The organism is Lysinibacillus sp. CTST325 (assembly GCF_054665055.1).
Genome location: NZ_BAAFHO010000005.1, coordinates 37,835 through 54,995, shown reverse-complemented (window position 1 = coordinate 54,995; position 17,161 = coordinate 37,835). Strand labels below are relative to the sequence as shown.

Annotated in this window: 21 protein-coding genes and 5 pseudogenes; 20 read left to right on the top strand and 6 right to left on the bottom strand. The window is 33.9% G+C overall.

Going from position 1 to position 17,161, the window contains the following annotated elements:
* Nucleotides 1–22: 22 nt before the first annotated feature.
* From ACYQ73_RS13555 to ACYQ73_RS13540, 4 genes and pseudogenes are all read left to right on the top strand, one after another.
* Nucleotides 23–550, top strand: coding sequence for a hypothetical protein (locus tag ACYQ73_RS13555; RefSeq protein ID WP_460012970.1), 528 nt, complete (start codon nucleotides 23–25; stop codon nucleotides 548–550).
* A gap of 14 nt (nucleotides 551–564) precedes the next feature.
* Nucleotides 565–2,077 (top strand): annotated as a pseudogene (locus tag ACYQ73_RS13550) (aldehyde dehydrogenase family protein).
* Between the two features lie 33 nt (nucleotides 2,078–2,110).
* Nucleotides 2,111–2,923 carry a helix-turn-helix domain-containing protein gene (locus tag ACYQ73_RS13545; protein ID WP_460012969.1) on the top strand — a complete coding sequence of 271 codons (813 nt, stop codon included), beginning with the start codon at nucleotides 2,111–2,113 and terminating at the stop codon, nucleotides 2,921–2,923.
* Between the two features lie 579 nt (nucleotides 2,924–3,502).
* Complete coding sequence (locus ACYQ73_RS13540; protein WP_460012968.1) at nucleotides 3,503–4,138, top strand: TetR/AcrR family transcriptional regulator; 636 nt, start codon at nucleotides 3,503–3,505, stop codon at nucleotides 4,136–4,138.
* Between the two features lie 54 nt (nucleotides 4,139–4,192).
* On the opposite strand, the gene ACYQ73_RS13535 is transcribed toward ACYQ73_RS13540, so the two are convergent.
* On the bottom strand, nucleotides 4,193–4,285 hold the full coding sequence (locus tag ACYQ73_RS13535; RefSeq protein WP_460013222.1) for an IS3 family transposase: 93 nt from the start codon (nucleotides 4,283–4,285) through the stop codon (nucleotides 4,193–4,195).
* A gap of 127 nt (nucleotides 4,286–4,412) precedes the next feature.
* On the opposite strand from ACYQ73_RS13535, the gene lepB reads away from it, so the two are divergent.
* The 5 genes and pseudogenes from lepB to ACYQ73_RS13510 all read left to right on the top strand — a co-directional run.
* A complete protein-coding gene (gene lepB, locus ACYQ73_RS13530) occupies nucleotides 4,413–5,003 on the top strand; it encodes a signal peptidase I (protein ID WP_460012967.1) in 591 nt (196 codons plus the stop codon).
* 70 nt (nucleotides 5,004–5,073) lie between these two features.
* Nucleotides 5,074–5,769 (top strand): DUF6773 family protein, encoded by a 696-nt coding sequence (locus tag ACYQ73_RS13525; protein ID WP_460012966.1) that lies wholly within the window; start codon nucleotides 5,074–5,076, stop codon nucleotides 5,767–5,769.
* A complete protein-coding gene (locus tag ACYQ73_RS13520) occupies nucleotides 5,735–5,929 on the top strand; it encodes a helix-turn-helix transcriptional regulator (RefSeq protein WP_053482180.1) in 195 nt (64 codons plus the stop codon). The genes ACYQ73_RS13525 and ACYQ73_RS13520 overlap by 35 nt, the downstream gene beginning before the upstream one ends.
* A gap of 429 nt (nucleotides 5,930–6,358) precedes the next feature.
* On the top strand, nucleotides 6,359–6,610 hold the full coding sequence (locus ACYQ73_RS13515; RefSeq protein WP_460012965.1) for a hypothetical protein: 252 nt from the start codon (nucleotides 6,359–6,361) through the stop codon (nucleotides 6,608–6,610).
* Nucleotides 6,516–6,742: pseudogene (locus ACYQ73_RS13510) on the top strand (transposase); the annotation flags it as partial. The gene ACYQ73_RS13515 and the pseudogene ACYQ73_RS13510, both read left to right, overlap by 95 nt.
* Before the next feature lie 164 nt (nucleotides 6,743–6,906).
* Here ACYQ73_RS13510 and ACYQ73_RS13505 read toward each other — a convergent pair.
* Nucleotides 6,907–7,500 (bottom strand): YdeI/OmpD-associated family protein, encoded by a 594-nt coding sequence (locus tag ACYQ73_RS13505; RefSeq protein WP_460012964.1) that lies wholly within the window; start codon nucleotides 7,498–7,500, stop codon nucleotides 6,907–6,909.
* A gap of 304 nt (nucleotides 7,501–7,804) precedes the next feature.
* On the opposite strand from ACYQ73_RS13505, the gene ACYQ73_RS13500 reads away from it, so the two are divergent.
* The gene (locus tag ACYQ73_RS13500) at nucleotides 7,805–8,554 is read left to right on the top strand and encodes a hypothetical protein (RefSeq protein WP_460012963.1); all 750 of its coding nucleotides are present in this window, start codon (nucleotides 7,805–7,807) and stop codon (nucleotides 8,552–8,554) included.
* A gap of 433 nt (nucleotides 8,555–8,987) precedes the next feature.
* Here the strand turns inward: ACYQ73_RS13500 and ACYQ73_RS13495 are convergent, their stop codons facing one another.
* The gene (locus tag ACYQ73_RS13495; protein ID WP_460013221.1) at nucleotides 8,988–9,149 is read right to left on the bottom strand and encodes an exonuclease domain-containing protein; all 162 of its coding nucleotides are present in this window, start codon (nucleotides 9,147–9,149) and stop codon (nucleotides 8,988–8,990) included.
* A gap of 315 nt (nucleotides 9,150–9,464) precedes the next feature.
* Between ACYQ73_RS13495 and ACYQ73_RS13490 the strand changes: the two genes are divergently transcribed.
* A complete protein-coding gene (locus ACYQ73_RS13490; RefSeq protein WP_460012962.1) occupies nucleotides 9,465–9,818 on the top strand; it encodes a hypothetical protein in 354 nt (117 codons plus the stop codon).
* 52 nt (nucleotides 9,819–9,870) lie between these two features.
* Here the strand turns inward: ACYQ73_RS13490 and ACYQ73_RS13485 are convergent.
* Both ACYQ73_RS13485 and ACYQ73_RS13480 read right to left on the bottom strand, forming a co-directional pair.
* Nucleotides 9,871–10,377 (bottom strand): annotated as a pseudogene (locus ACYQ73_RS13485) (site-specific integrase); the annotation flags it as partial.
* A gap of 106 nt (nucleotides 10,378–10,483) precedes the next feature.
* Entirely contained in the window at nucleotides 10,484–11,197 is a 714-nt protein-coding gene (locus ACYQ73_RS13480; RefSeq protein WP_460012961.1) for a tyrosine-type recombinase/integrase, read from the bottom strand.
* A 476-nt stretch (nucleotides 11,198–11,673) separates the two neighbouring features.
* On the opposite strand from ACYQ73_RS13480, the gene ACYQ73_RS13475 reads away from it, so the two are divergent.
* From ACYQ73_RS13475 to ACYQ73_RS13435, 9 genes and pseudogenes are all read left to right on the top strand, one after another.
* Nucleotides 11,674–11,937 (top strand): hypothetical protein, encoded by a 264-nt coding sequence (locus ACYQ73_RS13475; protein WP_460012960.1) that lies wholly within the window; start codon nucleotides 11,674–11,676, stop codon nucleotides 11,935–11,937.
* 237 nt (nucleotides 11,938–12,174) lie between these two features.
* Nucleotides 12,175–12,345 (top strand): hypothetical protein, encoded by a 171-nt coding sequence (locus ACYQ73_RS13470; RefSeq protein WP_460012959.1) that lies wholly within the window; start codon nucleotides 12,175–12,177, stop codon nucleotides 12,343–12,345.
* Between the two features lie 249 nt (nucleotides 12,346–12,594).
* Nucleotides 12,595–12,966 (top strand): hypothetical protein, encoded by a 372-nt coding sequence (locus ACYQ73_RS13465; protein WP_460012958.1) that lies wholly within the window; start codon nucleotides 12,595–12,597, stop codon nucleotides 12,964–12,966.
* A 224-nt stretch (nucleotides 12,967–13,190) separates the two neighbouring features.
* A complete protein-coding gene (locus tag ACYQ73_RS13460) occupies nucleotides 13,191–13,412 on the top strand; it encodes a hypothetical protein (RefSeq protein WP_460012957.1) in 222 nt (73 codons plus the stop codon).
* A gap of 100 nt (nucleotides 13,413–13,512) precedes the next feature.
* Nucleotides 13,513–13,776: a hypothetical protein gene (locus ACYQ73_RS13455; RefSeq protein ID WP_460012956.1), complete on the top strand. Its 264-nt coding sequence runs from the start codon at nucleotides 13,513–13,515 to the stop codon at nucleotides 13,774–13,776.
* A 5-nt stretch (nucleotides 13,777–13,781) separates the two neighbouring features.
* A complete protein-coding gene (locus ACYQ73_RS13450) occupies nucleotides 13,782–14,084 on the top strand; it encodes an HNH endonuclease (protein WP_460012955.1) in 303 nt (100 codons plus the stop codon).
* Between the two features lie 125 nt (nucleotides 14,085–14,209).
* Nucleotides 14,210–14,452, top strand: a pseudogene (locus tag ACYQ73_RS13445) (P27 family phage terminase small subunit); the annotation flags it as partial.
* 387 nt (nucleotides 14,453–14,839) lie between these two features.
* A pseudogene (tnpC, locus tag ACYQ73_RS13440) lies at nucleotides 14,840–15,963 on the top strand (IS66 family transposase); the annotation flags it as partial.
* 28 nt (nucleotides 15,964–15,991) lie between these two features.
* Entirely contained in the window at nucleotides 15,992–16,345 is a 354-nt protein-coding gene (locus ACYQ73_RS13435) for an aconitate hydratase (protein WP_460012954.1), read from the top strand.
* 40 nt (nucleotides 16,346–16,385) lie between these two features.
* On the opposite strand, the gene ACYQ73_RS13430 is transcribed toward ACYQ73_RS13435, so the two are convergent.
* The gene (locus ACYQ73_RS13430; protein WP_460012953.1) at nucleotides 16,386–16,901 is read right to left on the bottom strand and encodes an Ig-like domain-containing protein; all 516 of its coding nucleotides are present in this window, start codon (nucleotides 16,899–16,901) and stop codon (nucleotides 16,386–16,388) included.
* Nucleotides 16,902–17,161 lie beyond the last annotated feature (260 nt).

Genomic DNA, 17,161 nt, shown 5'->3' with positions numbered 1-17,161 from the left:
TTATATGCTACCATTCCTAAGCATGTTGGTAATTGTTACTTTTACGGTAATCACTAACCGTTTATTAAAACAGCGTTTTGCTAATCATGGCATGGCCAAGTGCTGTATAATGCTCATTTCTATGACAATGAGTACTGCTGTTGGGATGAATATGGCTACCTGGCTTCCCGATATGGTACTAGGTGCAATAGCATCTATTTTTATTTCTATTGCATTAGGCTATTTACTGTCAATAGGCTTACCAATGTACCTATTCATGGAAAGCCTAGGATCTAGTTTTATGGGAGCAATGATGGGCGCGATGCTAACATTAATGACTACCCAATATTTAACGGTAAGCATTATCTTTTTTACAATGATGTTTATTGTAAGTGCTATCATTTCTATCGGCGTATGGAATCGTGAGATGTTTCCTATCTTTATAAAAGCCATTCCAAAGCATATTTACATTGTGGCTGGTTTAATGATTTGTGTACTAGTGTTAAGTAGTTTTGAGATTCAACATGAGGTACCTGTAAAAGAAGAACAACAGCATCATAATCATCATTAAAGGGGTCGATAATTATGCTAAATGTTAAACCGAATATTAAAGAGTCTGGCATTCAATTTAAAAAGAAATATGACAATTTTATTGGTGGTGAATGGGTAGCACCTGTAAATGGAGAGTATTTCGATAATAACGCCTATCACGAAAGAAATATTTACATGTGTAGCTCGTTCCACAAAAGAAGATGTAGAGCTAGCAGTAGATGCCGCTCATGAAGCCCAAAAAACTTGGGGGAAAACGCCCGTAGCAGAACGGGCACGTATTTTACTAGCGATTGCAGATCGTATGGAAGAAAACCTTGAAAAAATTGCAAGAGTAGAAACTTGGGATAATGGGAAAGCGATTCGTGAAACTATGTATGCTGATATTCCATTGGCAATTGATAACTTCCGCTATTTTGCAAGTGCCATTCGCGCACAACAAGGGCAAATGACACCTTTTGATGAGGATACAGTAGCTTATCATTACCAAGAATCAATTGGTGTAGTTGGCCAAATCATTCCATGGAACTTCCCTATTTTAATGGCAGTTTGGAAATTGGCGCCAGCACTTGCTGCAGGAAATAGTGTTGTATTAAAATTAGCAGAACAAACGCCAGTATCATTCTTATTCGTAGTTGAACTTATTCAAGACCTATTACCAAAAGGTGTATTAAACGTCATTAATGGTTTTGGTGAAGAGGCAGGGAAAGAGTTAGCATCAAGCCCACGTATTGCCAAAGTAGCCTTTACGGGTTTTACAGCTGTCGGCAAACTGATTATGAAATATGCATCTGAGAATCTAATTCCTGTTACACTAGAGTTAGTTGGTAAATCTCCTAATATCTTCTTTGAAGATGTCATGGATGCTGATGAAGGATATTTAGATAAGGCGATTGAAGGATTAGTTATGTTTGCTTTAAATCAAGGTGAAGTTTGCACTTGTCCATCTAGAGCCTTGATCCATGAGTCTATTTATGATCGTTTCATGGAAAAAGCCATTGAACGAGTAAAGCAAATAAAAGTTGGTGATCCATTCGAACTTGAAACAATGATGGGTGCACAAGCTTCAGAAGAACAACATAAAAAAATTCTTTCTTACTTTGAAATTGCCAAACAAGATGGCGCAGAATGTTTAATCGGTGGCGCCGAAAATCACCTTGATCATTTAGATGGTTATTTTATTAAACCAACTATTTTTAAAGGCAATAACAAAATGCGTATTTTCCAAGAAGAAATTTTCGGTCCTGTATTGGCAGTGACTACGTTTAAAACCTTCGAGGAAGCGGTTGAAATTGTAAATGATACTATGTATGGATTAGGGGCTGCTGTATGGTCACGTAATACAAACGTTACCTATAAAGCAAGTCGAGAGATCCAAGCAGGACGTGTTTGGATAAATACGTATCACCAATACCCTGCTGGTGCAGCATTTGGCGGCTACAAAAAGTCAGGTATCGGTCGAGAAAATCATTTAAAAGCTTTAGAATCGTATCAATCGACTAAATGTGTCTTAGCTAGTTACAATGAACAAGCGCAAGGATTCTTTTAATTTTACCTAAGAGTGAAGTGAGGGGGCGGTTTATTGAGTAGCTATTATCCAATCCAACCTGAATTGGTCCAAAAAACGTATTCTTATAGAGAACTGGCTCCAAACATCAATTTAATCCAGGATATACTATTTTATTATGAGTTTGAACCAATAGGCATTAATAGTGATATTCATGTTATTCCTGATGCTTGCCAAGATTTAATGTTTTACATGGGCAAAGATCAAAAGGTTGTTTTAGGGAATACCCCGACTACACGTGAAATTTATTCATTTACCCCAAAAGGTAAATATTTTGGGGTTCGTCTAAATCCAAAACAAACAGTTATTCAATATAATTGTGCATTAAAACAAATTGTTCAACAACCGTTTGTTAATGTTGAATTTGGCTGCACACTAGACTCTAAATTTATACAAGCTGTTTTTGAAGCAGGAGATTTCGAACAAAGAGTGCATATTTGTAATGAGTATTTTGGTTCTCAAAAAAAGGAAAAAAACTTGGGTGATGAAATATTCGCTACTTGTTTTGATTCTATTATTGAAAATAATGGGCTGTTCTTACCAGATGTAATTCAGCATAAAACAGGATATTCTGAGCGATATATCCGAGAACTTTTCTACAAAAAAACAGGTTTTGGGCCAAAAAAACTAAGTAAATTCATACGTATTCAGCTCTTACTTCAACATTTTTCTTTTGAAGAGACACCTGTAAACATTGACCAATATGGTTACTATGATTCTTCACATTATTACAAAGAATTTAAAAGCTTACTTGTCATAACACCTGCTGAATATATAAAAGAATTTTTAGGTTGGAAAAATATAAAACGAAAGTTTCTATCTTATTAGCCCCTCAAAGCTTTCACTCATTCTTATAAAAAACATATCAGTTAGTTTAACTACATTAACGATTCGCTACCCTAACAGAGAGTGCGTATTATCGGTATTAAATAGTATGCAACCATAGAAATGGTTCTATGTTCTGTGGCTGTTGGATGATTCGCTACAAAACACCCCCCATATTTGGTGATGAACAAAACAAATAACATTTCATAATATAGAAACATGAAATATTATTAAAAGGATGATGTATTATTTCTATAGTAAGAACTGATACCCTTCCTAACGGAGAAATACATGACGGCTGGGAAGATGTTGATGTTGTTTGGGACATTGATCGTTGGGAGAATGACGGCGGTAGAAGTCTTAGTACGCTGTATTAAGAGAGGGTAAATACCCCGAGGGATGTGCTTATCGTAAATAAATTTTTCTATTGCCTTCTACAATCTTCTGTGGAAGGCCTTTTTATCTTCCAAATTAATAAAATCGTAAGGAATGGGTAAGAAAAAAGAGAAAATCGATTCGTACAATGAAAGTACGAAACGAAAGGGACTGATCTAAATGATACTAATTAGAGGAACCGATCTCATGACTAAAAAAATGAATGAAGAAGATATTTCATTACTTAAACAGAAGCTACGTGAAATCTGTGTTCAGAGTTGGGAAACGAAAGGATACAAATTAACTACTATCGCTACTCTTACTAATGAAATTGGAATATCAACCGAAACTTTTTACAGGCTATATAAAACAAAAGAGGAGATGTTTCTAGAGGTACTGTCAATGATTCAAAATCAATTGAAAGAACAATGGTACGCTATGATACAAACTGACTCAGGTATTGAAGGGTTTAAAAAAGCTATGATCTGGCTTTTTGAAGAGTATGTAAAGCATCCTACATTATATAATTTCAATAATCCAGATTTTCATTTGTTTTTTAAAAAGTTACCTGTAGAAAAAATTGAAAATCTAAGAGAAAATGATAAGAATTTTTTTGATGAAGTTTTGGAGCGTTTAAATTTAACAATGAGAATACCAAAAGAAAAAGCATATGGAATCGTTAATACATTATTATATACTGCAGCGATGAAAAAAGATTTAGTTTATAACAAGTGTGAAATATTCAACTTTCTACTTGATAGTTCAATCAATCAAATTTTTGCAATTTCATCTTCTTTAGAAAACAAAAATGCTCATAAAGAGCCATGGTGTCATCTAGCATAAACAAAGATTAAAATGGGGGGAGATACTATGGGGAAAAATTAATAATAAAATGTATTATGCGGCTTGATCTCTGAATTTTAATGGGCTCAGGTCGTTTAATCGTTTCTGATAGCGACAGTGATTATAGGGATGGATATAGTCGTTAATCGCATAAAATGGCTTCTTGACTTTTGTTTGTGAATATCAAAAAAAAATATAAATTATTTGAACAGAAAATTGAAACTATTTTCCTTTTTTTACGTATTAATTAAGAGAAACACTAGGAGGTGAAATTTTGGAAGAAAAAATACAGGAAAAACAAACAAATGAGTTTGTTGAATGGTTAAAGGCAATTGTGTTCGCTTTATTGGTGGCATTTTTAATCAAGCAGTTTTTATTTACACCAGTACTCGTAAAAGGTGCTTCGATGGAGCCGACACTGGAAGACCACGATCGTGTTATTGTTAATAAAATCGGTCCGAAATTTAAGTCAATTGATCGATTTGACATTGTTGTTATTAATAATATTATGATTAACAATGAAGAAAAAAATATTATTAAACGTGTCATTGGTCTACCAGGAGATAAGATCGAGTATAAGGATGATCAATTATACATAAACGGAGAGAAGTACAGTGAACCTTATTTAGATCAGTACAAGAAGGAGTTAAAAGATCCTGGGTCACTTACTTATGATTTTACACTAGACCAAGACTTAGGTGAAACTACCGTACCTGAAGGGTATTACTTTGTATTAGGTGATAATCGTCGTAAGAGTAATGATAGTAGAAATCCTGAGTTAGGGTTCATCCCTAAAGAAAAAATAATGGGTACAACAAGTATCATCTGTTGGCCGATAGAGCACATTGACTTCAGATTTAACTGATCAATCGAAAGCTTAAAAACTAGATAAAGATAATAAACATGACCACTCTACAATGAGTGGTTTTTTTGTTTTGTCATTTGATCTAGGAGACGGACGTACAAAGGGTATCATTTCACTAAAGAAAAATATAATTAACTTTTTGCAATATATACATTGCAAAAAGACAAATATTCTGTATAATAAAAATCATAAAACAATGGGAGGTAAAATATTGATGTTTTGGAAAAGCAAATACGTCGATGAACGAATTAGAAATCAGCAAAATAAAATTTTCAAAGAGATTTTTTTCTTTGTCATAGTAATATGTTTAATATCGATCCTAATAAAATTCATAACAGAGGGAGTGTCCTCACAAAATGTATTAACAGAACGGTTGATTATATTATTCTCAGCTGTTTATTATTGTGGCAGAGCAGCATATCTCGGCATATTTACTGAAGAAGTAGAGATTCACGATAGTGCAAGTAAATTTAAATTAAGTACTAAACTTATTATTTTCGGTGTGGCTATTGGCATGGTTATTGCAATTATTATGGGTGTTAACAGTGCATTCAACTATGCAGATAGCACTCCACAAGCAATATATTATTTCTTTATGGTATTTTTTGTAACACTGTTTATGTATTCATTTTTTATTGCCGGACTTTTAATCTTATTTTATGGGCTTGCTAAAAAGAAAAGTGATCGAGTTATTCAAAGAATGTTAGAAGATGAAGATAGTGGTGATCAATGTGAAAAACATACGCTTAAAAATGGCTCGAATTGAACATGATTTATCACAGGGTGAATTGGCTGAAAAAGTGGGGGTCACTAGGCAAACTATTGGTTTGATTGAATTAGGTAAATACAACCCGACTTTGAATTTATGTATTGCTATATGTAAAACTTTAAATAAAACCCTAGATGAATTGTTCTGGGAGGAGTAAAACTGATTGGTTCATGATGTTAAGAAATGTCCGTTATTATTTAAAGAGGAGACTATCAACTAAACAGATAGTCTCTTTTGTTCTTTGGATTTCTAGTACAGCCGAAATAAAAAAATCGAAGCAATTTACGAGGGCACTGAAAAAGTCTATATCTTCTCACATTGAAGGTATTCAACGATTAAATCGTTGAATACTTCGCTTTTTTCATTTGGCACTGTGACTCTACTGTTGTTTTCCGAAGCATTGCGCTCGCTTTCCGCGGGCGAGTGCCGAGCCTCCTCCTACGCTTCACTTCGTGCGGGGGCTCGTCTGTCACGCTTTCCCGCAGGAGTCGAGCGATGCTTCTCCAAACAACGCAATGTATCACACTATTATTTTAGTCACGCTTTCCTCTATAATAAAAGAATTAATGTGCAGGTGGTGCCCCCGATGATTTCAAATCAAAAACCCCTTCATTTAAGTCCATATATGGCGATCTACGATATTGTTGTGCCAAATGATTTTTCATTCATTTTAGAAGAGTTAAAAACAAAATATTGTGTAGACAATGGACGTAATGCCATTCCTCTTAAGTACTTATTATTAAAAGTCGGATACACATGCCGAACAAGAGGCATTTCAAAATACGGAAGCATTTATGCAATTAGCCGCAAATCGCTACAAAGTAGAAGTGAAGAATAGTGAATTAAAAACGGACACGGGTACGATACGGCATCGACTGCGGGTCTATTTGGCATGGAAATTCAAAGTGCTACAACGATATTCGCTGTCAATTTGAAACGGATATTAACGCTACTAAACGAAAATGAATAAGGAATAGAGACAGAAATAAGGCACTTCCTGTTCAAAATTGAACAAGAAGTGCCTTATTTTTATCTGATAAAGGTTCGCTTTTATGAAAACGTAAGTTTTTCAGTGCCCTCGCAATTTGCTCCAATCTTTTTATAACAGAATTATTTATTTTCCCACGAATAAACCTAATCATTTAATCCTTTTCCATCAAGAATGTGTGGCGTGTATTTTTCAATTCTTGACACGCGGGTTTTGGATTGTTTAGGTTGAGAGAAATGTAGAATGTATGCTCTTTGTCGTCCTGGCGTCAATTCTTCAAAAGCAGTTTTTAAGGTAGGCATTTCATTGAATTTATTGTGAAGTTCTTCAGGAATTATGTATTCCTTATGCTCTTTCATTGGTACTTCTAAACCTGCTTTTTCAACTTCAATGGCTTCAAGAATATAATCTTTTATGATGGTTTCCATGCCAACTATTTCTTGAACGTTAGTGAAACGAATTTGGCGCGCAGCCTGTACATTTTCAGTTTGTTGAATTAATATCCCATTGGCATCCTTTAATAAAGCACCTTTGTGAAAAAGAAGGGCACAATAATCTTTAAATCCATGTATTAACACGATGTTTTTTTTCTCAAGCGTGTAACAAGGATGCATCCATTTAAATTCTTCAGTCAGTTCACAGTCAAGAACGATATTTCTCAACGCCGAATATTCTTCCTGCCACTTTTTAGCTTTACTTAAAAATTCATCAACCTTTGGATTCATTTTGCTATTTGTCATCAAGGAACACCCCTCTACAATTTTTTAAATCAGCTGATATTCTCTAATCGATTTATAATAAAACATTAACTAGTGTCATGTCTAGTTAAAAATAGGGGACTAATATCGCTAATTTACAAAGAATAATGATGAGTTGAAAAAGCGCCTTTGAAACATGTAGCCCTCAATCTTTTTTTGTATATTCTTATTGGTATAACATTATATTATTGGTATAACATTATATTATTGGTAAAATATTAGAAATTTGGTATATAATAATTAAGGAAATGTGTTATTTAAAATAAAGCTTAGTAGGAGGAGAATAATGAAAAAGTTTTTTATGGTGTTACTAGCAGCATTTGTATTCGCCGTAGTACATCCAACAAAATCAGAAGCGAAAGTGGTGTATGATGGAGCAGAGGTTGTAAAAGACCAAACCGGAAAAATGACCTTTAAAAAAGACATCAAGGTGTACAAGAAAAATCCAGATGGTACGTTTGACTCGTTAGTGGTAAAGCGAAATAACTTCTTTAGAACGTATGATATTGAAAAATATGATGGCAAAACGTTCTACCAAATGGGGCAATATCGAGTACAATCAACGGATTTGGTAATTTTCAAAGAAGTACCAATAAAAATTCGTTCATCTTTCTATAACAATTCAACTTATATCTTTATTAATCGTGATAGTAATACTGGAACTTACGGAATGTGGTTCAATGAAAGAACCAACCCAGGTTTTTCTTTTACAAATAATGGACAGATACTTTCTTATTGTGGTCCCAATGATGTTAGTTCTAAAGAGTGTATACAGTATCCTGGTACAGATCTTAAAATCGCTGAGACGAAAAGAAGCGAAATAGGCGTACGTTTTGAGCTAACAAAAGATGCAGATTTGAAACTGGATCCAATAAAAGGATCTGCCACGATAAGTACATTGAAAAAGGCAAGTATTTTATATTCAGAAGGTCTTGAAATTAATGGTTATCTAAATGTAACTTGGAAAAAAGATGACGGCAACAAGTCTACACATTGGATTCCAGTGAATTTATTAAAACAAGTTGGAGATAAGTAATTAATTTTACAAAGCTCTCTTAAGTTCTGCTCCATCTAGTTTTTTTATGTTAATTGTAAATAAAGGTACCCTCTAAGAGAGACTTTTTTAGTGTCTATCTTAGAGGGTATATTTTATATCAGGCTCAGACGTTTAATTTTATTTTCCTGTATAATTCCACACTAGATTCCATTAATATTGTAACTGCGCCAATAAAAATACAAAACGTCTCTAAAACTATTAACAGTATATTTTTGATTAATAAAGAATCGTTAATTGTTATGACTATCAACATTGGCCCAACAGTAATTAATAATATACCTATTATTCCCATTATAAACCTCATATACAATCCCCTATTTAAAAGCTATTCATTTGAGTAACTAAATTTTAACTAGATTTTGCTCATAGCAATTTTTATACAATTAGGCAGTTGAGCATTCATAACAACTTCTTAAGCGATACCTGATATTCTAGTTATTTTTGGAGGTGTCTCTAAAATTGGATTTATGTAAGTGAAAAATTCATCTATCTTCTCAAAATTTCTATACCTAACCGTCGCTATTTGGATGATTGAATTTTTTTCAGCACTAAGCCCTGTAGTTTCAAAATTCAGTACTACAAAATCACTAACGAGCTTTCGAATCTTTGAATAATTTAAAGCTTGTCACTAGTGGAAGGAAGCGACATCAAAAGAGTTGGCCAAGTATTTAAAACGATCAGCGGAGCAATGCTTTCAGGAAATGTATGAGTTTTCATACGGTGTTACATCATATAGATTTATATACAAAAAGAGTTTGAGAAAAACGCAGAAGAAACATAAAGTAATAGTGTAGAAATAAAGGCTAAAACATGTAAAAGTATCTATAAAAAACGATTAACTGGTAACATCATAGTTATAAGACTTATTTATGAATTAGGAGGATGTTCTTTGAAAATTACGCGTAACTCTGAACTTTTAAGTGATAGTGAAATAATGAATTTATTAAAAGATCATCAAAAGACGAGCAAACTATCTAAAAAAGAAGAACTTACAGAAATGACGAGGGTTGTTTTGAAAGAATCGTTAGAAAAGGCGGTGGAGATTTATAAGAAAAATCAAGATCTTGGAAGTGTTGAAAGCATTAGCAATCTATTGTGTAATTTTGAAAGCTTTAAGTTTTTTATAGAGTTTGAGAATAATAATTCTATTGTATATTCTTTTGAAAGTATTATGGAGTCTGAGCATTATGTTTTGAAGGTGCTGTGTGATGAACTTGCATTCCTGTTATTTTACATTTGGTAAAATAATTGAATGCTTAGAAATGTTGATATATCTAGTGTTAGAGAGGTTTTAGTTATAGGTTAGCCCCACTTTCTTTTAAGCTTTGACTAAATACTGATATAGTGTGTTCCTCCATTTCCTTAAGAACATGACCGTAAACTGTATGAATCATCTCAGGAGTATTTCCTAAACGCTCAGCAATTGCTTTAACAGGGATACCGTTATTCATCAAGATTGTAGCATGAGTGTGCCGTAATCCATGTATTGTAGTTGCTGGAAGTCCAGCTGCCTTTACAGCACGATTAAATTTCGCGTTTAATCCTGTTGGAATGAAAGGATCACCAGTATAAGGTGATATGAAAATAAAAGAATCATCCTTCGAAATATCGTCATTTAATCTACGGCCATATGACAGTAACAAAGCTTTGACTGCCGTTCTATAACTCTTTAACTGCTGCAAAACAATATCATCAACTTTTATGGTGCGCTCACTGTTTTGTGTCTTAGTGGTTCCAACACCGTTATTCCCTCTTTGACGCTCAATAGTAATTGTTCGACTATTAAAGTCAATATTTCTCCATTGAAGGCCTAACGCTCACCTTTGCGCATACCAGTATAGGCAATTGTTAAAAATAAAGTAAAGTAGGCTGTATTTTCGTTTCGCTTAATATGATCTAGCAATACATTTAGTTGCAGTGGTGTAAGGTAATTCTTTTCGTTTCTCTACTTCTTATAGAAGGTAGGGCAACACCATGTATTTTGTTACGTAATAAAATTTCATCTGCTACAGCTGCATTAATGGCAGTTCTAAAAGTCTTATGCAAGAAATGAATTGAATAAGGCTTTAATTTTGTTTCTAAGGCATTAATAAAAACTTTTTGATAAATATTTTTATCTAGTTTTTGAATCTTATATGACCCAAGGTAGGGCTTTAAATAAAGTTTTATAAAAATCTCACGTTGTTCAATTGTAGCAGGTTTCCATTTTCCTTTATTCATTTCAAACCACATATCTAGCCATTGTCCGACAGTTAGGTTATCATTTTCTATATGTTTAGTTTCACCACGCAGCGTTGAAACCTTTACTTCCAACATTTGTCCTTTTTCTTCTTTATTAACTCTAATGATAAAACGAATGAATTCCAAAAGTTTGATGTACTCAGTTACTACTCTTTCAAGGCTAGTCTTTTCATCTACATAACCAGCTTTAATCATTAAAGTATTATATAAATCTTCATATTCAACTTCATTATCATTAGAAAGTCCTCTTGCAATTTTTTCAATCATGCTGGGTTTAGGTGGATTTCTTTTTGCGTTTTCAACTTGAGATAAATACGCATCCGACGTACCAGCTCTCTCAGCAAGTTGAAGTAAAGTGAGTTTCTTGTATGTCAGAAACAAGCAGGAGAGGCTACTAAATAGGTAGTCTCTTTTTATAAAATGTTATGTTACAAAAGTTTCCTTTTAATCTATGATTAGGTTAAGAGGAGGTGTAGAAATGAACAAAGAAACTGTTGAAAAAAGAAAAGAATTACGATTGCAGTTATTAATCAATCTGTATGAACATTATTTTAATAATGAACACTAAAGTAAAGACCGTTACCTAAGAATAAAAGGTGAAAAACTAGTTGTAGATTCTGAAAAAGAATTGGCATACACTTACCTAGTTAACAAAGGATTCGTCAAAAATAAAGGATCTGTTGATACTTTATCGTTAATAATTACAGTAGATGGAATTGATTTTGTAGAAAGTCATTTTGCTAATTAGGATTAAAAGAAGTCACATCTAACAAGGTGTGGCTTTTTATTATCAAAATTGTATTACATACTTTTATTTCAAATCTATCTACAATTGTAGGTGATGGGAGGTGAGAATGATGAATAATTGGATAATTGAAAAACTAAATAATGCATCATACGAAATAAAAGAGTTTAACCCAAGTTTAATACATTGGATTCATCTAGGACTATTAGCATTTAGTATAGTGATGCTAACATTAGCAGGAGAAAGAGCTGTGTTGAAAGGAATGGAAGGAGATATATTAGTTTCTTATTTCATCCCATTTCTAAAGTATTCTATCATGGTAATTTTTGTAATAGCTCTTACTATAGTTTGTTACAGATATGAAAAGGAAATTTAATACCATAAAGTCACGTTCATATGCGAGCGTGGCTTTTTCTTTTGTAATTCTCATTTATCATAAGAGTATAAAGAACCGCGCATAAGTTCTTTAATAGTTTTCTTCCTTCGAAAAAAATGTCTAGGTGCTTTTCGAAACAAGAAATTAAAAATTCTAAAAATTTAAAAGGTATTTACAAATTTATGTAGAATATAACAATTGTAAGCTAAAATGTGGAATATATGGAGGATGGAAATTATGAAAAAGAATAAATCAATGTTGTCTATTTTAGGTGTTTTATTTTTAAGCTTAGCATTAGCTAGTAGTGCAAGTGCGACGAATGCAAGCAAACCACATCATGGAACTGAGGGAGGTGGAGGTTCATCTAAGCCACCAAGCTGTGTCAAAAAACCTTGCCCAATTCAATAATTATTAGAGAAATCAATGATGATACTTTAGAAGGAATTCAAATTATTAATCAGAAGATTTCAGAAGCTGAAAACTTACCAATAGGAAGTTTTAAATACAGTAGAAAAATTTAATTAATACTCAAGCATCTCAAACGAGGTGCTTTTTATTATGCCTTGAGAGATGGTATTGAAATCTGCAACGAAACTTTTTATCTCCAATTCCGTAGAAATAATTGGAAACAAAAAATGAGTTGTGGGTGAATAGATAATGAGAGATTTTTTAAAGGAAATTCTTAAAGAAGTTAAAAGGCAACTAACAAACGAACAACCATCAATTAAGAACATTTTAGATGGAACAATAATAGATTGGATCGTACCTATTTTCGATTTCATACTGTTCCCAGAAGTTTATCTTTTCTTAGCTTCTTCATTAATGTGGAAAATGATTTTTTCATTACTTTTGGCAGTTATGATTATTATCATTGCTTTGTTATTAGAAAAAGTTATAGAGAAAAAGACTAGTAAAGAAAAAGTTGAAGAATTGGATGAAAAATTAGCATGGTTTATACTCGCTCCAAGTCTGTTCTATGGAGTAAAAGGGTTAGCCTATGGTTTTCTTTTATTCAAACCAATGTTGTAACTATAAGCTATCTCATTTCGAGATGGCTTTTTATTATGTAATTAACTAAGTGTTGTGGAGGGATAAACAATGAAGATTGGCTATAGATGTATGGATAATCGAGATCATTCATTTAAGTCTAGAAGCAAACACATGGATGGAGTGTGTTGTCCTTTTTGTCAATGTCCAGTATTGCCTACAGGTATGGATGAAGATGAGACATTAAATTACCTTATTACCACGACTTGACGAAGCAATGTACTGACTCTAAAAGAGAAGCTGATTTAAAGCGATTAGAGTGTATTAAATCCTTTGGTAGATTTACAAGAACGAATACAGATGGTCCTGGAGAAATTGTTAGTTGTGTCCTCAAAGAAGATTTCGATTGGTTAGTGGAGCAACTTGAAAGACGAATGAACAAAGGTTTATTAGAAGTCTCATACTGTGGATGGATGAACAATGATTGAATTAGGTTGGTTCCTAACCAAGTGGGTAACAGTTCCGATTTTAATTATTTTCACGATTTCTTATTGGTTATATAAACATAACAAGAAAGAGGGCTGAACAATGGCAAAAGTAGGAGATATTACAATCAATCTAAGCTTTGATGACAAATCTAAATTAAGGTTACGAGCAATCTCAAAGCATACTGAAGCATTGGCTGATGAGTTGGATAGGATTGAGAATATGAAAGAGTGTCCGGCATGTGGTTCATACAAAACAACAACAGTAACTTTAACAGATGGAGAAGCATGTGAAGCTATTAGTGGAATTGTAAAATGTTCTGATTGTAATCATCAATTACCAACACGATTAGAAGGCAGCTACTAACAACCATGCAGCAATACAAAACAAAGCAAGAACAAATGAAGTTCTATAAATCTTCCAAGTGGCAGAAGCTACGTCTTGAAGCACTCGAGCGTGATAACCACGAATGTGTATGGTGTGCAAAAGAAGGTAAAGTAACAACACAACATGATGCAATTTTAGAAATCGATCACATAAAAGAAATTGAATATCATCCAGAGTTCGCACTTGAATTAGATAACCTTCGAACATTATGTAAAGCCTGTCACAACAAACGACACAACCGTTTCGGTGGAAAGAAAAACAAATGGATCTATGACGAGAAGTGGTAAAGAAATAAAAGTATGATACCCCCGGGTCAAAAGGTTTTGCGATTCATAAAACCCCTGGGACCGGCGTGGGGTCAACTCTCTGAAAATATATTGTTAAAAAACGCTCATAGGAGGGAGGGGGAGACATGGACAAAGAAATTAAAAAAATCGAAAAGGATTTATTAGCACGTCACGCCGACGATCCAATTAAATTATCAAAAGTACATCGTTATATACGATTTTTGAAAATCGATTTAAAATGTGATGATGATATTGATAAAGATGGAACGACTATAAAGATTGAAAATGGTACACAGAATTTTTTAAAGCAGCATCCAGCGATTGCAACGAAGCTGTCAATTTCGAAAGAGATTGAAAAGTTGGAGGATGCGCTTGGGATAAAAAATGAAGACATACCATCTTCCTCTTCAACCCCCTCAACTGTGGATGACAAAGGTAGGAAGAGTTTGATTTTGATTAGTCATAAGTACATTGATGAATATATCAAGCTGTGGCGTGACGGCAAAATAATTTTAAATAAAAGACGTATTAAATTAGTTGAATTAATTGAGCGTGACATCCTTACTGTTGATGATATGTATTTCGATGAGGAACAAATCGAAAATTACATTACATTCACCGAAAAATATTACTTCCCACTTACATTGACGCAAAAGTTTAAAACGTGTTTTATTTTTTTATACTACAATGACGGCTCTTTGGTGTTTGATGAACATTTGGACTATGAAGGGCGCGGTGGTGGTAAAACAGGGCGTTCAAAAATGATGCGCATCCAGCATATTGAACATGCCTACGAGTGCAAGCACTGCAAAATGGATGCCACACAAAAAGCACAAATGAAACGTGGGAAAGCCCCACAAGCTGTCATTCAGCGAAGCATTGCGGGACCTACCGTTCTAGCAAAACTCATCTATGATAAGTTCATCCAATACTTACCTCTTTACCGCCAGGTAAAGGAGTGGGAACGATATGGCCTGCTTACGAATGATAAGAACTTATCAAACTGGGTAATCCGTGCAGCTGAAGATTGGCTTCTACCGATTTATGAACAGATGAAGCAGACATTAACAGCAAAATCTGTTCTACATGTGGATGAAACCTATGCGCAAATAATCAAACGTTCAGACGGAAAATCCGGTCAATCGAACGCCTATAATTGGGTGTTCCGAAGCGTGCCAAGTCAAGGACCGATCATCGTTCTTTTTCAAAGTGCATTATCGAGAAGTCGTTCTGTACTAGAAGAATTTACAGAGGGCTTTAAAGGAACCGTGATTTGTGATGGTTATTCGGCATACGGGAATCTACCTAATGTCACGTTTGCCAATTGTTGGGCGCATGTGCGACGTTATTGGCTGAAAGCTGATAGCAAAAACGGGCAAATTGGCGTGGATTACTGTGATCAACTGTATCACCTAGAACGTCAATTCAAGCATCTTTCACCAGGTAAACGCCGAAAAGCAAGGCAAAAACATTCAAAGCCGATTGTAGAGAAGTTTCTAAAATGGGTTGACGAATCACCTTTCTTCGGGAAAAATGCGCTCGCAAAAGCTGCCGAATACACATTAAATCGTGTACACGGATTAAAGGCTTTTCTATTCGATGGTCGAATTGAAATCGATAATAATCCAGTTAAAAATGCGATTCGTCCAAATGTGATCGGTCGTAAGAACTGGCTTTTCTCTGTTAGTGAAGCAGGCGCTAAAGCAAATGCGATCTGTTTAAGTTTGGCTGAAACGGCAAAAGCAAACGGCATCGATTTCTATTAATACCTAGTGACGTTAATGACAGAATTGCCAAATTTACCGATTTCCAACAACCAGAGATTTTAAATAATTACATGCCTTGGTCGAAAAAAATCCAAGTCACATGTGCAAAATAGCCATCTATCCGAAAAAAAATTCAGATAGATGGCTATTCGTCGTGCGTACCGAGAAGGTGCGCTTTTTTTATATTTCGGGCTTACTCTAGAAATGGCAGTACAGTCGTTGCAACGTGATTTCTCAGTAATTGAAAATTTGAAAATGAGTAAAGTTTATTTACCAATCCTCGAAAGGTTACTAAAAGACATTACCCAAGATTATTACGATTCAAAAAGGTTGTTAGCAAAAGGCAAAATAAGATTGGTGAAGCTGGGAAAGATAGACGAGTATTTTACTGATGTGCATATAGCTAAACCCGGCAATGATGTGGTTCTACGATATGCTAATATGGCACTAAAAAAACATGTTGAAAAATTATTATTAAGTCACCAAAATAAATAAACCAGGCGCTCATTAATAGTTGAGTACCTGGTTTTTTGTCTTAGTATTCCCTTACTTCAAATGAAGCAATTTTATCATGAACAATATACTCCGTTACTTTTTTATAAGGAGATATTGTTTTAGAAAATTTGAATGTTGATGTGCCTTGTGCACTTTCAAACCAATTTAAGTAATTGTTCAAAACTGTATTCGTTACATCATATTCTTTTGTTATCCCATTAACCAAAGTGATACTAAGAATAGCATTCGAAAATGCATTACCTGGTTTTTTAACAATAACCGAACTTGTTGCTGAAATATCTGTATTTTCTATCGTTACAGTAATTATTGCCTCACCTTCGCGAATAGCTGTTACATTACCATCTTGATCTACAGTGGCAATAGATTCATCACTTGATGACCATACTACTTTTGCAGTATCAGGAGGTATAAGCCTTTTATAAAAACAGAGGATAAAGAGTGTGTGATAGTGCAGAATGTGTGGTTGGATATAAAAGATATTCCTTGTGATCCTAAATATAAGAGGGCTCGTGAAGCATACGTGAAAAATCTTCAAGGGAAAACGCTATATGAAACGTTTAATAGCATTGTTTATTTTTTATATAGACAATACGGAAAAGTAATTACTAAAAGTTAGCACTCTCAACTGAGGGTGCTTTTTATATTTCATCACATACCAAAAAAAGATTGAAGCAAATAGCCCCAATCTTTCTTACTCACACATTCTTGTACACACGCTCGCCGTATTTTATTAGCCCCAATTTAGCCCCACTAAGCCCCAAAAACATGCAGTAATATACACTACCTTGCTAAGTA

What these genes read in the sequence shown, in the direction of transcription:
- ACYQ73_RS13450 (WP_460012955.1), top strand. Translation starts at nt 13,782, where the DNA reads ATGCAGCAATACAAAACAAAGCAAGAACAAATGAAGTTCTATAAATCT.
- ACYQ73_RS13475 (WP_460012960.1), top strand. Translation starts at nt 11,674, where the DNA reads ATGAATAATTGGATAATTGAAAAACTAAATAATGCATCATACGAAATA.
- ACYQ73_RS13505 (WP_460012964.1), bottom strand. Translation starts at nt 7,500, where the DNA reads ATGACAAATAGCAAAATGAATCCAAAGGTTGATGAATTTTTAAGTAAA.
- ACYQ73_RS13470 (WP_460012959.1), top strand. Translation starts at nt 12,175, where the DNA reads ATGAAAAAGAATAAATCAATGTTGTCTATTTTAGGTGTTTTATTTTTA.
- ACYQ73_RS13500 (WP_460012963.1), top strand. Translation starts at nt 7,805, where the DNA reads ATGAAAAAGTTTTTTATGGTGTTACTAGCAGCATTTGTATTCGCCGTA.
- ACYQ73_RS13435 (WP_460012954.1), top strand. Translation starts at nt 15,992, where the DNA reads ATGGCTATTCGTCGTGCGTACCGAGAAGGTGCGCTTTTTTTATATTTC.
- ACYQ73_RS13515 (WP_460012965.1), top strand. Translation starts at nt 6,359, where the DNA reads ATGATTTCAAATCAAAAACCCCTTCATTTAAGTCCATATATGGCGATC.
- ACYQ73_RS13555 (WP_460012970.1), top strand. Translation starts at nt 23, where the DNA reads ATGTTGGTAATTGTTACTTTTACGGTAATCACTAACCGTTTATTAAAA.
- ACYQ73_RS13465 (WP_460012958.1), top strand. Translation starts at nt 12,595, where the DNA reads ATGAGAGATTTTTTAAAGGAAATTCTTAAAGAAGTTAAAAGGCAACTA.
- ACYQ73_RS13455 (WP_460012956.1), top strand. Translation starts at nt 13,513, where the DNA reads ATGGCAAAAGTAGGAGATATTACAATCAATCTAAGCTTTGATGACAAA.
- ACYQ73_RS13540 (WP_460012968.1), top strand. Translation starts at nt 3,503, where the DNA reads ATGACTAAAAAAATGAATGAAGAAGATATTTCATTACTTAAACAGAAG.